The following is a 17,959-nucleotide window of genomic DNA, read 5'->3' on the forward strand; positions in this document are numbered from 1 at the left end:
TGTTTAGGGGAAAGTAATTTCAGGTTTCTTAGCTGGCAGCTCAAAAGTCTTTATTTTTAATTTTTCATTCAGGCGAGAGGTCTGGCAAGTCTTCTAATATCTCGGCTGCGTGAGTTTCAGGTTTGACTTTCCGATAAACCTTTTCAATCCTACCATCAGGGTCGATCGCGAAAGTCGATCGAGTAATTCCCATAAATTCTTTTCCCATAAATTTTTTGAGTCCGTAACAGCCATAGGCGGTAGCAACTTCGGCGTTTGAGTCGCACAGCAAGGGAAAAGGCAGTTGATATTTAGCTGCAAACTTGGCGTGGGACCCTGCCCCGTCTGTGCTGACGCCGAGGACTGCAATATTGCGCGACTCGTAGTGTGAGTAAATGTCGCGAAAGCCGCAAGCTTCTTTGGTACAGCCGGGGGTATTGTCCCGAGGGTAAAAGTAAAGTACAACTCGCCGCCCTCGAAAATCTGCAAGGCTGACGGCATTGCCTTGCGCGTCGGGCAGGCTGAAGACAGGAGCTAAGTCACCGGGATTTATAGTCATTTGTCGTATTTTTGTCAATTGTTTATAGAAATCTTCTTGAAGATCGAAAACATTGCGTCCCATCGGGCCCGGATTCCCAGGGACTTTAATCCCCGTGTTCTTTTTTCTGGGTCTTGTACCGGGTGTGCTATGATCGTCATCGGTCTAAAATTGAGTATAACTAGCCAACGTCAAAACTTAACTGGATTAGTTGAGTGCGTAGTCACACCTAACGGTGTTGCGGTTTAGGAAAGCTAAATTTGAAGAAAACCTAACTACATAAAGAGAACTGATCGAGTACGGTAGGGCATACCGGAATTCACGCTTGGGGAGAAGACACCGATAATGCGGCTGGAGAAATCCTGTCGCAAGCAAGTGACTTCGCTGAACCGAGAATCTCTGTCACCAAGAGTGCACAGAGTGCCAACCTTAAGAATCCCCGTGCGTGAAAGCCCGGGGACTGTCAATGTTTATTAGTGAGGTCAGAATGGCTAAGCGCCGCAATCTCAAGAAAGAGAAGGCACAACGAAATCAAGCATACGCTCGCAAGTTTCGCAAGCGGAGAAATCAAGATATGTTCTCCAACAAGAGAAGGCGATTTGACGGTGGCAACGGCGGTGGCAACGGCGCGATGAGCGGTGGCAGACAGGACAAAGACATGGCTGCTGCTGAAGATTAATTGAGTCAGGCTATCTGCCGAACTTAGAACCAGAGTGGAAAACACGATCGTTCTTTCGTAGAGATAGCCAGCCGGAATTTGTCCAATAATTCAACGATGTTTAGGCGATCCGATCGCGCGCAGCGATAAGTGACTTTCTCACTTGTTCAAACCCGGTACCCCCGTAACTATTGCGAGCCGCCACCACTTGCTGAGGTGCGATCGCGCTGTAAATGTCTGTCTCAAAGGCTGGGTGCAAGTCTTTCCACTCCTCAAGTGTCAAATCTTTGAGGAGTTTGCCCCCCGAAAGGCAAGTTTTGACGACTTTGCCGACAAGGTTGTAAGCTTCCCGGAAGGGAACGCCTTTGGCGGCCAAGTAGTCGGCTACGTCTGTAGCGTTAGAAAAGTCTTCCGTAACAGCAGCAGCGAGGCGATCGCCATTAAACTCGATTCCTTCGCGCAACAAAATGGTCATTGCTTCCAAGCAACCCTGTACCGTTCTTACGGTATCAAACAAAGCCTCTTTATCTTCTTGTAAATCTTTGTTGTAGGCCAAAGGAAGTCCCTTCACTACTACCAACAAGGCTTGCAAGTTACCGAACACCCGCCCCGCTTTGCCCCGCACCAACTCCGGCACGTCGGGATTTTTTTTCTGGGGCATGATGCTAGAACCCGTAGCGCAGCTATCTTTGAGCGTAATAAATCCAAATTCGTGAGAAGACCACAAAATCATTTCTTCTGACAATCGGCTCAGGTGTACCACAATCAAGCTGGCTGCAGCGAGAAATTCGATCGCAAAATCTCGATCGCTCACTCCATCTAAGCTATTAGCATAAACCTTGTCAAAATGCAATAGTTCTGCCGTATATTGTCGGTCGATCGGGAAAGTCGTCCCCGCCAGCGCGCCACAACCCAAGGGCGAAACATTCACCCGCTTGCAGATATCGCCGAGACGTTCCCAATCGCGATCGGTCATTTCAAAATAAGCTAACAGGTAATGAGCCAAACTGATAGGCTGAGCGCGCTGCAAGTGCGTGTAACCGGGGATTAAAGTTTCTACGTGACGATCGGCAAGATCGAGCAAAACCCCTTGAAATTCGCGCAATTGCGATCGAATTTCGGCGATGCGATCGCGCAAATACAAGCGAGTATCGGTGCCGGCTTGATCGTTGCGCGATCGGGCCGTGTGCAACTTTTTCCCCGCATCCCCGACGATATCCGTCAGCCGCTTCTCTACTGCGAAGTGAACGTCTTCTGCATCAACTCCCGGAACAAAAAGTCCTTGGCGGTATTCGCGGCGGATCTGTTCCAAACCATTGACTAACTGTTCGCCTTCTGCTGCGGAAATAATCCCCGTTTTTGCCAGCATTTTAGCGTGAGCGACAGAACCAGTCAAGTCGTACTCAATCAATTCAATATCGAAGCCAATACTAGCATTGAATCGGGCGATCGCCGGGTGCAGGGCCGATTCAAATCTTTGACTCCAAGTTTTTTGTTGTGTTGTCATTGCTCAAGCTAAAACTAGATTGTATCTCTGTTGCAGAAGTCTATAAAAACCTGTTTTTATAGACTTTAGTCCTTCCTCCGGTTTGCAGTCAAGACTTTAGTCCTCCCTCCCTAATTCTGCAAGAAAAAACTCAAGTCTTGACTGCAAATTTTTTATACATCTTTTGACCAGAAAAAACTGAAGTCTTGACTACAAATTTGTGAAACTTTTGCTGCATCAGAAATAAGGGAAGTTTGGGCTACAAACATTTTAAATCGGTTGCCGATAGCTTCTGCGACAATAACTCTAACGAAAAATCCCTTTAAAGAACCAGCCAACAAAAATACCTATAAAAAAAGCTCCTATTTGACCAGTCGAAACAAAATTGTTCCAAGCTTTCTGGAAATTCGTAAAAATCTCGTAACTTTGACCCAAAAGTACCGTCGAACTCAAATGAAATTTCAAAACTAACACGTGAGCGGCATCGTTCCAATTCATCAAACTGGTTAATCCAGCAGTGATTTCCGGCATTAAATTAACTATCATGGTGATTTTCTCCTGCTAAAGGTGTTACCCTAAGTACAACCAGCGTCATGTCATCTTCGTTGCGATTGCCAATGCCGATAAACTGGTGTACGCGATCGAACAAATAATCCAAAATTTCTTCAGACTGCTGATAATTTTGACAGGCCCACTGAAAAGCCGAGGTCAAGTTATCCTCATCAAACCGATCGCCCCTTTGATTAGCAGCATCAGTAAATCCGTCTGTGTAATAAATAATAGTATCCCCTGGCTGCAATTGTACTTGAGCTTCTTGGTAGTGCGAATCAGCATCCAGGCCAATTAACATTCCCTCCAAAGTATCGAGCTGAAGAATCGAATTAGTTGCAGCTTGCCACAGCAAAGGCGGGTGGTGAGCGGCATTGCTGTAAGACAAAACGCGAGTTTTCGGGTCGTACTCCGAATAAAACAGAGTCACAAAACGGTGAGAATTTTCCAAATCCGCGTGCATAACCCGGTTTAAATGTTGCAAAATTCTCGAAGGCGAGTGGCGGTTCAAAACCTCCGCCCGCAGCATACCCCGCGTCATCGTCATCAGCAGGCCAGCCGGCACTCCTTTGCCCATCACGTCGCCGATTACAATGCTCCAGCGGCCCTTGTCGATTTTTGACTTGAGATTTTTAATCAGCGATGGGGGGTGTTCCACCTCATCCTCCTTGCCGATCGGGTCATAGTCAGCGGGAATAAAATCATAATAATCTCCGCCGACTCTGCTAGCAGTTTGGCAGCGGGCGGCCACGTCAACACCGGGAATTTTCGGACAACTGCGGGGTTGCAGTCGCAATTGAATTTCCGCCCCGATTTCTAACTCTCTGTCTAAGCGTTCTTTTTCAGCCAACTTAACAGTAAGTTCGTCTTTGGATATTGCCACCGCGGTTTGATCTGCCACCAACCGAACTAATTTCTGTCTGCCGGGAGTCCACACATATTGCGGGTCACTGCTAAAAACATAAAGCCGTCCGCGTTCCAAATTGTTGACTAAAATTGGCGCACCAAACAAATGAACGTCCGGGCCCAAATAACGGCCCACTTGCAAGTCTAGACTAGAGGTTTGCCCAGACGTTTCGGAAAAAGATTCAGCAGCACCGCCGTTAGCACCTGCTGTCGCTTGCCTGGTGGCTATTTCCAGCGCTTTTCGCATATCTTGGCACTGCCGTCCTTCGTGACAGTGCAACTGCTGGAACCTGACTTGACCGTTAGGTTTGAACAGTACCAAAGCTCCGCCGTCGGCATCGGTAACGCGAGTCGCCACCAAAGGCACCAACTCCAAAAATTGGTTGAGATTGTTAAAACTGCGCAGGGCAAATCCCAGCGAACCCAACATATCTTGAACGTTGTGCTGGTATCGGTGCAAGCGCGCCACCAGTTCTTTGAGGGCAAATACTGGCGTCGCGTCGGTAGAATTGCGACCCGGAGGGCGGTCAGCAGGTTGAGGTGAGGAGCGAGGCAAAGGCACAGCAGTCATTTTAGATTTGTGATTTTCGATCTTAGAACGAGGAGGAATGATTGAGGACTTACGCGCCACTTGAACAAAACCCGGTTTTTTTTCGAGCAAGTAGTTTGGGTTGAGCAGGTAGGTTGGGCAGTAGGGGAACTTTACCCAACAGTATCAATTGTAGATTTGAGATTTTCAATTAAATAAAAAATTGGAGATTTTTGCTCGCATCTCAAATCTAAAATCGCCAATTCTTTAATCGTTTGTTGGGTGTCGATCGCGCTTTGATTCCAACAAAGCAAGAACAGGGCGAAGATATTTTTTCTAGATATTTAGTTTTTTACTCGCCACCCGGTGGCGAGCGGCGCAAGTCCTGCGATGGTAGTTTAAGGTTAAGGATTTGAGATTTTGAACTTCTGTATCCGCCTCCAAAAATTAGGACGACCACAGATACCTCATCAATCTAAAATCTAAAATCTAAAATCTAAAATCGAGTAGGGCTTCCACAAATTCGTAACTAGAAAACGGACGCAAGTCTTCGATGCTTTCCCCGACTCCAATAAACCGGATTGGCAGACCGAGCTGCTGCACTACTGCTAGGGCAACACCACCTTTAGCAGAACCGTCGAGTTTTGTCAATACTACTCCGCTTAATTTGGCCGATTCTGCGAACACTTCTGCCTGTCGCAAACCATTTTGACCCAGTGTGGCATCCAAGACCAGTAGAGATTCTACGGTAGCGCCTGGGGCTTTCTTATCTACAATGCGACGGATTTTACTTAATTCGTCCATCAGATTTTTTTTGTTTTGCAGGCGGCCTGCGGTGTCTACGATCAGCAGTTCTGTGCCTCGGGCGGTGGCGGCGGCGATCGCATCAAACACGACAGCAGCCGGATCGGTATTTTTCCCTGGGTTGGCAATAATTTCGACCCCGCTGCGGGAACCCCAAACTTTCACTTGTTCGACGGCGGCGGCGCGGAAAGTGTCGGCGGCGGCAATTAGGGTTTTGTACCCGGATTTTTGGGCAATGTGGGCTAGTTTGCCGATCGTCGTAGTTTTGCCCGCACCGTTGACTCCTACGATCAACCAGATATTGAAGGTGTCTTTTTCCGGGGCAAATGTCAGGCTGTAGGCGGGATTGCCGGCGGCGGTTTCGGCACAGGGAGCGTCGAGAATGTCGCGCAGGATGGTTTTGAGGTAGGCTAGAGCCTGTTCTGGCGGCAGCACTTCTTGTTTGAGTCTTTCTTGGAGGCGACTGATAATGATGTCGGTGGCTGCGACTCCGACATCGGCTTGCAGCAGCAAAGTCTCAATTTCGGCTACCGCGTCTTGATTGAGCGGGCCTTGACCGACGATCGCCTTTAGTTGATTAATTAAACTGCGGCGCGTTCTTTCTAAGCCTTGGCGCAGTTTTTGCAGCCAAGTGATTTCCTCGACGGATACTTGGTCTGGTCGGCGACCTTGACTGGCTAAGATTTCTGATGACCACAGGAAGCCTTCGTCAAAGGCAAAACCGGGAATTTCTTCGATAATTGCCGCTCTCTCGGCGGCGGCTGCAATAGCCTCTGGTTCTTCCAGGGCGGTTTCTTTGAGGCGTTCGATGCGCTCCATGCGATCGGCCTGAGCTCTGGCCCAAAACGGCAGGGCTTCGGCTGCTTCGCCGTCGGATGCGAGTGATTCGGTTTCTACAACCTCCGTTGCAGGTTCGGTAATTTCTATATTTTCTGCTGTAACTTCTAATTGTTGAGCAATAGGTGCAGTGTCGATCGCCCCGGCTTTTGGTTGCAGAGTTTCTGGAATTTCTACTGGGTTAGCTCCATCGATTTCTACTCCCTCGGTAGCTTCAACCACTGGAGCTTCTGGAACTTCTGCAACTTCTGCAACAGTTTGTGCTGTCGGTGCCGGTTCTAGTTCGATCGCCTCCGTTGCTTCAACAGCCGCCGCTTCTGCAACTTCTGCAACTGTCGCGATTTCTGTTTCGGCTGCTGGAACTTCAGCCGCTGCTGTCTGGGCAACTTCTGTTTCGGGTTTTTGCTGTTTTTGAATATTTTTGTAAGCAGCTTTGGCCCAATTGAGATAATCTTCGGCTACAGCGGGGGAACTTGAATCTGCTGCTGTATCTGTTTGAGGCTCAACCGGTGCGGATTTTGCCGGCTCATCTTGAGTTTGTTCGGGTGTATCTTTTTCGGAAGATTGACTTTCGCTGTACTGGCGACGAAACCAATTAAAAACCATAGAAGTAAATGGGGAATAGAGAAGAGTTATTAGTCCAGTCCTGGACGCCTTAAGGCCAGAGAAACCGGGTTTTTTATCTTACTGTGGACTATAACGAAGGATTTTCGTAAAAAACCCGGTTTCTGACTGCCCGTGCGTCCAGGACTATAGTCATTAGTCATCAGTTCTTAGTTTAGAGCGGATTGCCGATCGCTACTGACCAAAGACTGATGACTGATAACTGCTGACTATCGATTACTGACTAATAACTTCTGCATTGATTTTATCGACTACTCGGCGGAGGACTCCGTTGATGAAGCGATGTCCTTCGTCGCCGCTGTAGCGTTTTGCCAGTTGGACGGCTTCGTTGACGCTGACTTGTTCGGGTAAGCCGAGATATAGCATTTCGGCGATCGCGATTCTCATGATATCTCGATCGATCCGGGGCAACCGTTCTATTTGCCAGTCTACCAGCGCTTCCGAGAGCAATTCGTCAATTTGAGGGCGGTTGGCGCTGACTTTGGTCAGGATTTGCAAAGCATAGGTGCGGACATCTTGCTGGTTGGCTAGCTGGATCAGTTCTGGAAACTCCATTGCTGAACCGAGACGGTTGATTGCGGTTTGGGTGAGTTCGACTGCTTCCCGCACCATTGCTCTAGCACTTTGTATATCGGCAGCGCGGATTTCGCTGGCAAGCAGTTTGTCGCTACTCCGCTGCACTTCGGATGCTGCTGTTTCTAGGGCTTCTTGAACTTCTGCTGTCAGGGTGCGGATGGCGGCGAGGAGGACATCTTGCAGTTTCTTGGCTTCTAAGAGTTCTGGATTCGCCGGCAGTTGGCTGATGCCGAGGAGTGCGAGTTCGCGTGCTGTTTCGCGGGCTTTTTTCATAGTTTTTAGATAGGGATTGAGAAGTTAGGAAGTTTTTCGCGCGCGGACTTGAACTTTAGCAGAAAACTCGACTAAAAGCGGTACAAGACCAGCCGTCTGACTCACCAGCAGCAGCTAGTTTACAGAGACTTCGCTGTCAAACCCAAGATTTATCCTCGAAACCGGCTTTGTGAGTGTAGGCTTTCTCGGTTTGGGCTGGTTTTGTCCAAAATACGTCTGCTACGGGGAAAGTTTACACGGCCTTACGGGCCACTACAGATGTCTTGGTTTAGTCTTCTTCGAGGGGGACAGCCTGGTATCTTGATTCGGATACCAAAGGTTCGAGTGTTTTGCCCGTGGGTTTGTCGCTGATGACTGCAATTGAGTTGTTGGGGTTGACGATGCCGCCAGAGATGATGACTTTAAAGGCATCTTCGATCGACATTGACACGTTGACTAAATCTGCCTCCGGGACTATAGCGTACCATCCGGTGGTGGGGTTGGGAGTGGTGGGGATGAAAATGCCGATCGGGGTTTCGCCGGACAGGTGAGGCGGGATATCGTTATTATTGAGCGTACCGGTCACAAAGGCTAAAGTCCAGATGCCCCGCCGGGGATACTCCACTAACACGACGCGGCGAAATTTGTCGTTTGATTTGAGGATGGTTCCCAGCAGTTGTTTGAGGGTTTTGTAAACCGAACCGGCTAGGGGAATTGCCTGCAACAGCCGTTCGCCAAAGTCTAGCAGCCACTTGCCAAAAATGTTTCGGGCCATTAAACCGATGACTAAAATGCTCAGCAGAGGTACAGCCAGCCCTACTAAGAGATTTAGCAGATTCACCAAAATTGGGTTGAGTCCGTCAAAAGGGTTGATCTGCTTGGGAATTTTGGTGAGAAAGTTGATCACCCAACTGGCGACGGTAATTGTCAGCCAGATGGTGGTAGCTAAGGGTATCACTACCAGCAGACCTGCGATCAGGTCGTTTTTTAAGTCTTGTTTGATGCGTTGGAGCACGGCGGGTCAAATCTCCTCGTAACTGGTTGCCAATAACCTGAATAAACCTGAGACTAAAGCAACTGCACGGGCTTTACTGGAAGTCACCACAGACGATCGTCGTTCAATGTCTGCTAAACTCTACCCTTTCTGACGGGCAAGAGTTAAGGATCGCCGATGCTGTACCTATATTTTAAAGAATTATTGCAAGTTGGCGCTTGGTTTTAATATATGCGGGCTGTGCAACAGCGATCCCTCTTGTATATTTTAAGACAGTTTGACTCGAACTCAACCAATAAGCCGATCGGTCAGAGGCTGCCTGGGAGTGGAAGTGCAGCCACTCCAGAGGAAATTTTCTGTGATTTGTCTGGGAAATTAATTGGTCGATCGAGCTTTCTCAGATGTTAAGCTGGGTCGCACTTCGTTGTAACTCATATTTTGCACTATTCCACAGGAGATGGATTTTCTCGCTTCACAGGTCCGAAAGACTGTTGAGAAAAGGCTTGTTGAGAATTGTGCCCGATCGCGCTTGTCCGGAATTCACCGGCATCTATGCAGAATCTGTGCAGGTTGAGTTCACTCTCAAGCCAAAAATATATCTTTAGATAGATTCAAAGCTGCCCCTATTATTAGTATATAAAGAGGGACTTTGGGAAAGCGAAGGCGATAGACAAGCCAAATGTTCCCCCGGTTTCAACTGTTGCACGGTAGGCAAATCCGGCAAACAGTAATGCAGACAGACCAGCAAGTTTGACTTTTTTTGACGCGAGCGAAATGCAGGAAATAAGGGCACAATTCAAGCGAATTTGAGCTTGAGAGGAGCGGTCAAACAATATAGAATTAACTCTAGCATCACTACAAAAAAAATAATCTGCCAAACGAGGTAGCAGTAATTAGTAGCAAGCGAGATAAATTACTAAATAGCAAGTTGTTTCTAGCAGAAAGTGCTAGAATATTTGTGCGGCAGGGTATATTTAAACTGCTTCCCACAAGCAAGGCTCCAGCGGTGCGGATTGATGGAAAGCAGGCGAAAGAGAAGGAAAAGTAAAGGCAGCAGGCAATCAAGTCAGACAGGGGATTCATCTAGATGCAAGGAGCAAAAGACTTGATTAGAAGTTAGGCTTGAGATGTGAATGCTCAACTTATAAAACCAATTGATTTTTACATTTTTTGATTCGATTCAACACGCAAGACTTTTTTGAACCGGACTTAACAAGTCGCTGCCCGAGTATGTTGTGTGTCTGAAAACTAATATTTAAGTAAAAGGAATTTTTGTGAAAACGCTGCATATCCTCTTAGTAGAAGACAGTCCCCCAGATGCCGAACTGATTGAGGCATATCTAATAGATGGCGGTCTGGAATTTTCTCTCCTGTGTGTGGAAACTCGGGAAGACTTTACCGCAGCCCTGGAAAAACACTGTTTTGACATTATTTTGGCAGATTATATGCTGCCTTGTTTTGACGGGATAGCGGCGCTGGAAATCGCCCGCGCTACTTGTCCGGAAGTGCCGTTTATTTTTGTGTCGGCTACTTTGGGCGAGGAAGTGGCGATCGAAACTTTGAAAAGCGGCGCTACTGATTATGTTCTCAAACGCCGTTTGATACGCCTGGTTCCCTCGATTCAGCGGGCCCTGCGGGAAGTTCAAGAACGGATAGACCGCAAGCAAGCTCAAGCACAGCAGCAGGAAAGCGAAAGTCGATTTCGGACTATGGCAGATACCGCACCGGTGATGATTTGGATGTCGGACGCCGACCAATTTGCCGATTACTTTAACAAAGTTTGGCTGGAGTTTACGGGTAGAACTTTGGCGCAAGAAATGGGCAAGGGTTGGATGGAAAGCTTGCACCCCGATGACTTACCAGAATATCTGGATATTTACCAAAAAGCCTTCGACGATCGCACCGAGTACCGGATCGAATGCCGCCTGAGACGCTATGACGGGGAATACCGCTGGGTTTTGGGTACGGGCGTACCCCGGTACAGGCCCGATCGCACTTTTGCAGGTTACATCGGTTCTTACATCGATATTAGCGATCGAAAACAAGCAGAACAAGAATGCACTGCCGCTTTGTCCCGCGAACAAGCAGCCCGGTTGCAAGCAGAAGATACAGCTAAAGCGCTGCAATCGGCAAACGATCGAATTACTAACATTCTCGAAAGCATTACCGATGCTTTTATCGCGGTCGATTTAAATTGGAAATATACCTATATAAATTACAAAGCTATTGAGCTTTTAGGCAGACCAAAAGCAGAACTGATTGGTAAAAAAATTTGGGATATATTTCCCTGGGCTGTCGATTTACCTTTGTATCAAATGGCTGCCAAAGCAGTAGCAGAAAAGGTAACGGTCGAGCATGAAGAATTCGTGCCGTTATGTAATAAGTGGTTGAAGATGCGTTTTTATCCTTCCGATTCTGGTTTGTCGGCTTACATCCAAGACGTTAGCGATCGCAAGGAAGCAGAAGCTGCACTCAAAGCTAGCGAAGAAAAGCTGAGAATGTTGGCAGAAGCTAACTTGATAGGAATTATCTTCGGGGATGTTAACGGCGCTATAATCGAGGCCAACGATGAATTTTTGCGGATAATTGGTTGCACGCGGGAACAGTTGCAGCGCAGGAACTTAAACTGGATTGACATCACGCCGCCGGAGTACCAGTCTCTCGACGAAAAGGGGATTGCAGAGGCACAAGCAACGGGGGTTTGCATTCCCTACGAAAAGGAATACTGGAGGGGAGACGGCAGCCGGATTCCGGTGCTGATCGGATATGTTTTGCTGGGCGAAAAGCGTCAAGAATTTGTGGCTTTTATTCTCGATTTGACGGTTGGCAAGCAGTTGGAAAGAGAACTGCACGATCGAGCTCAGGAATTGGCGCGGGCGAACCGGATTAAAGACGAGTTTCTGGGAACTTTGTCTCACGAATTGCGGACGCCGCTGAATGCAATGCTGGGATGGGCGCAACTGCTGCGAAACCGCAAGTTTGACGAAAAAACGACTGTTCGGGCTCTCGAAACGATCGACCGCAATACACGATCGCTGGCAACTGCGATCGACGATTTGTTGGACGTGTCGCAGATTATTACCGGCAAACTGTCGCTGAATTTGCGGTGGGTGGATGTGATTTCGACTGTTGAGGCTGCGATCGATATTCTCGCGCCCGCGATTGCCGCCAAAAATATTAAAATTGTGACGGATTTCGACCCAACTGCGGGGCGGATTTTTGCCGATTCCGGTCGCTTGCAGCAGGTAGCGTGGAATTTGCTGTCGAATGCGATTAAGTTTACTCCCGATTGCGGACAGGTGAAGGTGGCGGTGCGAAAGATGGAGAGGACTTTTGTCGGTGAGGAACCCGCTTGCTGTAAAAATTTGTCGCCCGCTAATGTGGAAATTGAGGTCAGCGACACGGGACAAGGAATTTCAGAAGAGTTTTTGCCGCACGTTTTCGATCGGTTCAGCCAAGCTGACAGCTCTACAAGGCGATCGTACAACGGATTGGGTTTGGGTTTAGCGCTGGTGCGCCATTTTGTGGAAATGCACGGAGGGACGGTGCAAGCAGTATCGGCCGGGAAGGGAAAAGGATCGAGGTTTTTGGTGAGATTGCCAATTCAACAGCTTCATTGCGACAGCGGATTTTCTGTTGCCGGGCTCGAGGAGTTTGCCCTTCCTCAAAGCAAGGCGCGAGCCCCTGTAAAGCAGTGTTTTGTCAGCAGCAATCTTTCTGGAGTTCGGGTGTTGGTGGTAGATATCGATGCGGATTCCCTGGATTTTGCCTGTACGGTTCTCGAAGATTGCGGGGCGCAGGTGGAGACCGCTAGGTCGGGATTGGAAGCCCTGGAAGCGATTGAAAGGCTGAATCCGGATGTGTTGGCGATCGATATGGGGATACACGCCACTGGTGGAGATAATATCCTCCGGCAAGTGCGATCGATCGCGGTGAAGAGGGAAATTCCGGCGGTGGCGTTCACAGGTGGCGGCAGGGTTGATGAACGGGTACGGGCGCTGCGGGAGGGTTTTCAAATTCACGTGTCCAAGCCTCTCGATCCTGCTGAGTTGGTGGCAGTGGTGGAAAGTTTGGCGATGCGATCGAACGATTTTAGATTTTAGATTTTAGATTTTAGATTTAATGCGTTTGCAAACTTTGAGGAGGGAGGTTCTTACTGCAAGCCCATTTTCTTGCCTTCGAGCGATCGGACAATGCGGTGGTAGGAAGTTTGGCGATGCGATCGAACGATTTTAGATTTTAGATTTTAGATTTTAGATTTTAGATTTTAGATTTTAGATTTTAGATTTTAGATTTTAGATTTTAGATTTAATGCGTTTGCAAACTTTGAGGAGGGAGGTCGTGACTGCAAGCCCATTTTCTTGCATTCGAGCGATCGGACAATTCGGCAGAAAAACGTTTTTTTTAGTATCAATACAGAACTATAGCTAATTTGTCAAGCCCCAATAGTTATAAATTTTATTTAGCTCAAAGTTGGTAGTTTTTGATACTGATAGCAGTGTCAAAAAAAGAATGCAACTGTAGGCTTGCGATCCCAACCCTGATAGTTATCAGTATTGCCAATTCTTCAATTTCTTTCATCTAAAACCTACAATCCTGTAAGATGCAGAGACGATCGTCCTTAACTGTATCTCCTCAAATATCAAGTTGAGCAAATCTGTGCTTCAATGGAAAAATTCCGTGTCGGCGTCAATGCTTCTGGCACTCCTGTATTTCCCGCCCTACAAGGATTTTATTTCCCTCTTGGATTTTTCCAGACCCTGGTTTCAACTATCGACTAGATACCAGTTGCACCCGGCCGGCATCCATTTCATCCATTAATAACTCTAAAGCCTCATAATCGATATCCGAGATGTAGCCCAAACGGGTGAGCTCGTAGTTGATTTCGTTTTCAATGTCAGGCGTTAACTGCTTAATGTAGAGGGCTTTTTCTACAAGATGACGAATAGCATAGGTTGCTTGCATAGTAGCTCGGAGAACTCCGTACAATTTAATTATTGTCTGAACAGTCGAGCGCGCACGTGATCTAAATCAGAACTAACAAGTGATTTCCATTACATTATTCACTTTTATCTAACAGCCCGCGGACAGTCGATCGCAATTTTTAGAATTCTCAAGACTCAACCTGCTGGCCTAAATAAAAAATAGTATAGTAGCTTACGTTTTCGCCACAAATCTTGCGCAAAATTTCATAAAAAAGAGTCAATAAATAAAGATTCAGTAAAACTACTGAAAAAAACTGGTCGATTTCCCTCAGAGCAAGTTAACCTCAGAACTATTAAGTAGGTTTACGCTTACACCTGTCCAGCACAGTAGTTGAAAATACGTAGCAACCATAGGTTTGACACATGCAGACACTTCTTGCCCATAAACCAATTACGGTGATTCGACCCCTAGACTATCTGAATGCAGCCACCTGCCCAGAAGTCGGACGGCAACTAGCGACAGCAATTGCAGCCCCCGGGGTTGTAGCGGTACTCGTAGATTTGGCAGAAGTAAAATTTATTGACAGTGCTGGTTTGATGGCATTGGTTTCGGCCCTGAAGCAGGCGAAAAAAATGGGGCGCAGGTTTAGTATTTGCTCGGTATCCCCCGGGATTAGGATGATTCTGGAACTCAGCCAACTCGATCGAGTTTTTGAGATATTTGAAAATGTCGATAGCTTTTATGCCGAAAACTCCTGCGCCAACGAGCACTGGTAGAGGTTCCTCCTCGCCGAAAACCAGCAACAAAACCGAGTAAATTCGGTTAAATGCCCGAAAAGACAAAGGGCTGTCGTTGGCGTGTTGGCAGATTTTAAGCTAGGCTGCTTAAGAGTCGCAAATGTTTAGCGAGTCGAGCCGTGGCAGTAAAAGTCGAAGAATTACTTACAGCAGACATTAATCAGCCTGCTCGTTATCTGGGAAACGAATTGGGGGCTGCACACAAGCCTTGGGACGCGGCGTCTGTGCGCTGGGTGCTCACTTACCCAGAAGTGTATGAAGTTGGTGCTTCCAATCTCGGGCACATCATCCTTTACAACATTTTGAACGCGGGGCCGAGACAGTTGTGCGATCGAGCTTATTTGCCCGCACCAGACTTGGCAGCAAAACTGCGATCGACAAAAACTCCGCTGTTTGCCGTAGAATCAAGGCGATCGCTCACAGAATTTGATATTCTGGGCTTCAGCCTCAGCTACGAACTCGGAGCAACAAACATTCTGGAAATGCTGGATTTAGCCGGCATTCCCCTAACTTGGCAAGAAAGAGCGACCCATCGCCAAAACGGTCAAATGCCGCTGATTTTTGCTGGCGGGCAAACGGCAACTTCCAATCCCGAACCCTACGCGGACTTTTTTGACTTCATCGCTTTGGGAGATGGAGAAGAATTGCTGCCAGAAATTGGCTTGATTTTGGCAGAAGGCAAAACTAATAATTTGAGCCGAGAAGCATTGCTGCTGGATTTAGCGCAAATTCCAGGCGTCTACGTCCCGCAATTCTACGATATGGCGGCCGACGGTTCTGTTCATCCCAACCGCCCGCAAGTTCCAGAACGAATTCTGCGCCGCGTCGCGACTCCGATACCAGCTTATTCGATCGGCCTGGTTCCCTACGTCCAAACAGTACACGACAGACTGACAGTAGAAATCCGCCGGGGATGCACCCGCGGCTGTCGCTTCTGTCAGCCGGGAATGCTGACTCGCCCCGCGCGCGATGTCGAACCGCAGCAAGTCGTAGAGGCGATCGAACAGGGAATGCAAGCCACCGGGCAAAGCGAGTTTTCCCTGCTTTCCCTCAGTTGTTCCGACTATCTGGCACTCCCAGCAGTCGGGATGGAAATTAAAAACCGCCTGAAAGATAAAAATATCTCTCTGTCTCTACCCAGTCAGCGGGTTGACAGATTTGACGATAATATTGCCGACATTCTCGGCGGTACGCGACAAGGCGGTTTGACTTTTGCCCCGGAAGCTGGTACTCAGCGGATGCGGGACATCGTTAACAAAGGTTTGACCAACGAAGAATTGCTTCGGGGTGTCAAAACTGCGGTCGATCGCGGCTGGGATAAAATCAAGCTGTATTTTATGATCGGTTTGCCTGGGGAAACCGATTTTGATGTTCTGGGCATCGCCGAAACAGTCCGCTGGCTGCACCGGGAATGCAGGGTGGATGGCAGGCGGGGACTGAATTTTAACTTGACAATTTCTAATTTTACGCCTAAGCCTCACACTCCTTTTCAGTGGCACTCGGTTTCTACTGCTGAGTTTTCCCGCAAGCAAAAACTCCTGAAGGAAGAGTTTCGGGGGATGCGGGGCGTCAAGGTGAATTACACTGATGTGCGGATTTCGGCAATGGAGGATTTTGTCGGACGGGGCGATCGGCGTTTGGCTGCTGTAGTCCGCCGCGCTTGGGAACTTGGCGCGGGTATGGATGCGTGGTGGGAAAGCTTGGATCGGGCTTACAAAGCTTGGACTCAGGCGATCGATGAATCAGACCTTACCTGGAAATACCGCCAAGTCGAAACCGGGGAGTGGAATCTTTTTGAGAAGGAAGAGGAGAAGGAAGAGGAGAAGGAAGAAGGAAGAAGGAAGAAGGAAGATTTTCCCAATTCTCCCCATCTCCCCCTCTCCCCCTCCTCCACTCTCCCCCTCTCCCCCTCCCCCACTCTCCCCCTCTCTCTCGATCGAGCCTTACCTTGGGATCACTTAGATACGGGGATCGACAAAAACTGGCTGAAAATTGACTTGCAAAAGGCTTTAGAAGCAGCGACGGTTCCCGACTGTTCCTTTGAAGGGTGTTCGCGCTGCGGGGTTTGCGGCACCGATTTCGGACACAATGTGGTGGTGGATTCGCTGCCAATTCCAGAGTTTGCTGGGGAGTTCGTGCCGAATACGGAGCGGAAACAGCGTTTGCGGGTTTGGTTCGGGAAGGTGGGCGATATGGCTTTGGTCGGTCATTTGGATTTGATCCGATTGTTCGATCGAGTAGTCCGCAGAGCCGATTTGCCGATTTCTTTTACGGGGGGGTTTCACCCGAACCCTCGGATTTCTCTGGCAAATGCTCTGCCTCTGGGCGTTACCAGCACTGGGGAAATTGCCGACTTTGAGCTGACTGAGCCGATCGATATTGATAGTTTTCGGGAAAAGCTGGCGGCTAAGCTGCCGGAAAATATTCCGATTTACAAGGTTGAGCCGATCGATCTCAAGGCTCCTTCTGCCAGTCAGTTGCTAGAAGCAGCGGAGTACGTGATTGCTGTGGCTGTAGGGGGCTCGTTGACAGAAAATTGCGAATTAGAACTTGAAAATTCTGCTCCTGTCTCCGTGGCTCCTGATGCCAACTGGGAAGCTTGGGTCAAGACGATCGTCGAAACCGAGGCTTTTTGGCGGGTGCACACTACTAAGTCGGGAAAGACTCAGGATGTCAATTTGCGCGATCGGCTGCACAAACTAGAGCTTGTAGAAGACTCCAAACCAGAAAGCATTGCCTCTGCCTCTGGTAATAAATCCGAAGGTAGAGCCGTCTTGCGCTTTACCGGCAGTTGTCGCAGCGACGGTAACTTGCTAAAGCCCGAACATATTGTTTTCATGCTCGAACAAGTCAGCCAGCAAGAAATTCAGCTTCTGCAAGTTCAGCGCAGTCAGCTAATCTTGGGTTATGGTTAACATAGGGGAGCTCTGGTGGCATATTTCACCTTCGGCTCTCGATCGGGATGTGTCGTTCACGCTATAATTGCTTGTTATGGAAGCCGCAGTGGCTCGAGCGCTTTAGTCGCTCGCCGCTAAGAGTCAACCAGCAACGCGGGCTGGGTGCAAATTGCTTCTGTTCAAGACTTCAAGCCTTTTTGTTGTACGTTCACGGGCTAAATCTAGCGCCAAACCTGCCGGAGCGGGGCATGAACCAACTTTAGCGATTAATTTCGGCCGCTCGACTGGTTGTCGGTGGTCGGCTTACTCAAAAATCTCACGGTTCAAACTGCAGAGCGGGTATTCAACAATAGATGTTTTTGACGGGTCAAAAAACGGAGATAAGCCCCCGACTTAAGTCGTGGAAAACCAAAAATTTTAGATTTTAGATTAAAGTTCCAGCTCCCAGATTCTTCTGTGGAGTAAATCTAAAATCTAAAATCTAAAATCTAAAATCGACTGACCCGTCAAAAAACGGAGATAAGCCCCCAACTTAAGTCGTGGAAAACCAAAAATTTTAGATTTTAGATTAAAGTTCCAGCTCCCAGATTCTTCTGTGGAGTAAATC

At 48.2% G+C, this 17,959-nt stretch carries 12 protein-coding genes; 4 read left to right on the forward strand and 8 right to left on the reverse strand.

Annotation, left to right across the window (positions count from 1 at the left end):
- Positions 1 to 64: 64 nt before the first annotated feature.
- On the reverse strand, positions 65 to 538 hold the full coding sequence (gene bcp / locus QUA80_RS16890; protein ID WP_333426305.1) for a thioredoxin-dependent thiol peroxidase: 474 nt from the start codon (positions 536 to 538) through the stop codon (positions 65 to 67).
- Between the two features lie 466 nt (positions 539 to 1,004).
- On the opposite strand from bcp, the gene QUA80_RS16895 reads away from it, so the two are divergent.
- On the forward strand, positions 1,005 to 1,196 hold the full coding sequence (locus tag QUA80_RS16895; RefSeq protein WP_333240352.1) for a hypothetical protein: 192 nt from the start codon (positions 1,005 to 1,007) through the stop codon (positions 1,194 to 1,196).
- A gap of 100 nt (positions 1,197 to 1,296) precedes the next feature.
- On the opposite strand, the gene argH is transcribed toward QUA80_RS16895, so the two are convergent.
- The 6 genes from argH to QUA80_RS16925 form a co-directional block, all read right to left on the reverse strand.
- Complete coding sequence (gene argH, locus QUA80_RS16900; protein WP_333426306.1) at positions 1,297 to 2,682, reverse strand: argininosuccinate lyase; 1,386 nt, start codon at positions 2,680 to 2,682, stop codon at positions 1,297 to 1,299.
- 285 nt (positions 2,683 to 2,967) lie between these two features.
- On the reverse strand, positions 2,968 to 3,207 hold the full coding sequence (locus QUA80_RS16905; RefSeq protein WP_333426307.1) for a hypothetical protein: 240 nt from the start codon (positions 3,205 to 3,207) through the stop codon (positions 2,968 to 2,970).
- Entirely contained in the window at positions 3,197 to 4,687 is a 1,491-nt protein-coding gene (locus QUA80_RS16910; protein WP_333426308.1) for a PP2C family protein-serine/threonine phosphatase, read from the reverse strand. Before QUA80_RS16910 ends, QUA80_RS16905 begins: the two co-directional genes overlap by 11 nt.
- Before the next feature lie 447 nt (positions 4,688 to 5,134).
- Positions 5,135 to 6,892, reverse strand: a complete 1,758-nt coding sequence (ftsY, locus tag QUA80_RS16915) for a signal recognition particle-docking protein FtsY (protein ID WP_333426309.1) — start codon at positions 6,890 to 6,892, stop codon at positions 5,135 to 5,137.
- A gap of 234 nt (positions 6,893 to 7,126) precedes the next feature.
- Positions 7,127 to 7,759 carry a transcription antitermination factor NusB gene (gene nusB, locus QUA80_RS16920; protein ID WP_333426310.1) on the reverse strand — a complete coding sequence of 211 codons (633 nt, stop codon included), beginning with the start codon at positions 7,757 to 7,759 and terminating at the stop codon, positions 7,127 to 7,129.
- Between the two features lie 268 nt (positions 7,760 to 8,027).
- Positions 8,028 to 8,753: a DUF502 domain-containing protein gene (locus QUA80_RS16925; protein WP_333426311.1), complete on the reverse strand. Its 726-nt coding sequence runs from the start codon at positions 8,751 to 8,753 to the stop codon at positions 8,028 to 8,030.
- 1,253 nt (positions 8,754 to 10,006) lie between these two features.
- On the opposite strand from QUA80_RS16925, the gene QUA80_RS16930 reads away from it, so the two are divergent.
- Positions 10,007 to 12,835 (forward strand): PAS domain S-box protein, encoded by a 2,829-nt coding sequence (locus QUA80_RS16930; RefSeq protein WP_333426312.1) that lies wholly within the window; start codon positions 10,007 to 10,009, stop codon positions 12,833 to 12,835.
- Positions 12,836 to 13,502: 667 nt separating this feature from the next.
- Here QUA80_RS16930 and QUA80_RS16935 read toward each other — a convergent pair.
- On the reverse strand, positions 13,503 to 13,697 hold the full coding sequence (locus QUA80_RS16935) for a hypothetical protein (RefSeq protein ID WP_193975465.1): 195 nt from the start codon (positions 13,695 to 13,697) through the stop codon (positions 13,503 to 13,505).
- 383 nt (positions 13,698 to 14,080) lie between these two features.
- On the opposite strand from QUA80_RS16935, the gene QUA80_RS16940 reads away from it, so the two are divergent.
- Positions 14,081 to 14,434, forward strand: a complete 354-nt coding sequence (locus tag QUA80_RS16940) for an STAS domain-containing protein (protein ID WP_333426313.1) — start codon at positions 14,081 to 14,083, stop codon at positions 14,432 to 14,434.
- 140 nt (positions 14,435 to 14,574) lie between these two features.
- The gene (locus QUA80_RS16945) at positions 14,575 to 17,370 is read left to right on the forward strand and encodes a TIGR03960 family B12-binding radical SAM protein (RefSeq protein ID WP_333426314.1); all 2,796 of its coding nucleotides are present in this window, start codon (positions 14,575 to 14,577) and stop codon (positions 17,368 to 17,370) included.
- Positions 17,371 to 17,959 lie beyond the last annotated feature (589 nt).

The sequence above is a fragment of the Microcoleus sp. F4-D5 genome (genome assembly GCF_036704885.1).
Taxonomy (GTDB): domain Bacteria; phylum Cyanobacteriota; class Cyanobacteriia; order Cyanobacteriales; family Microcoleaceae; genus Microcoleus.

Excerpts from the sequence above, each read along its gene's own strand:
- bcp (WP_333426305.1), bottom strand. The coding sequence starts at position 538 with ATGACTATAAATCCCGGTGACTTAGCTCCTGTCTTCAGCCTGCCCGAC.
- QUA80_RS16895 (WP_333240352.1), top strand. The coding sequence starts at position 1,005 with ATGGCTAAGCGCCGCAATCTCAAGAAAGAGAAGGCACAACGAAATCAA.
- argH (WP_333426306.1), bottom strand. The coding sequence starts at position 2,682 with ATGACAACACAACAAAAAACTTGGAGTCAAAGATTTGAATCGGCCCTG.
- QUA80_RS16905 (WP_333426307.1), bottom strand. The coding sequence starts at position 3,207 with ATGATAGTTAATTTAATGCCGGAAATCACTGCTGGATTAACCAGTTTG.
- QUA80_RS16910 (WP_333426308.1), bottom strand. The coding sequence starts at position 4,687 with ATGACTGCTGTGCCTTTGCCTCGCTCCTCACCTCAACCTGCTGACCGC.
- ftsY (WP_333426309.1), bottom strand. The coding sequence starts at position 6,892 with ATGGTTTTTAATTGGTTTCGTCGCCAGTACAGCGAAAGTCAATCTTCC.
- nusB (WP_333426310.1), bottom strand. The coding sequence starts at position 7,759 with ATGAAAAAAGCCCGCGAAACAGCACGCGAACTCGCACTCCTCGGCATC.
- QUA80_RS16935 (WP_193975465.1), bottom strand. The coding sequence starts at position 13,697 with ATGCAAGCAACCTATGCTATTCGTCATCTTGTAGAAAAAGCCCTCTAC.
- QUA80_RS16940 (WP_333426313.1), top strand. The coding sequence starts at position 14,081 with ATGCAGACACTTCTTGCCCATAAACCAATTACGGTGATTCGACCCCTA.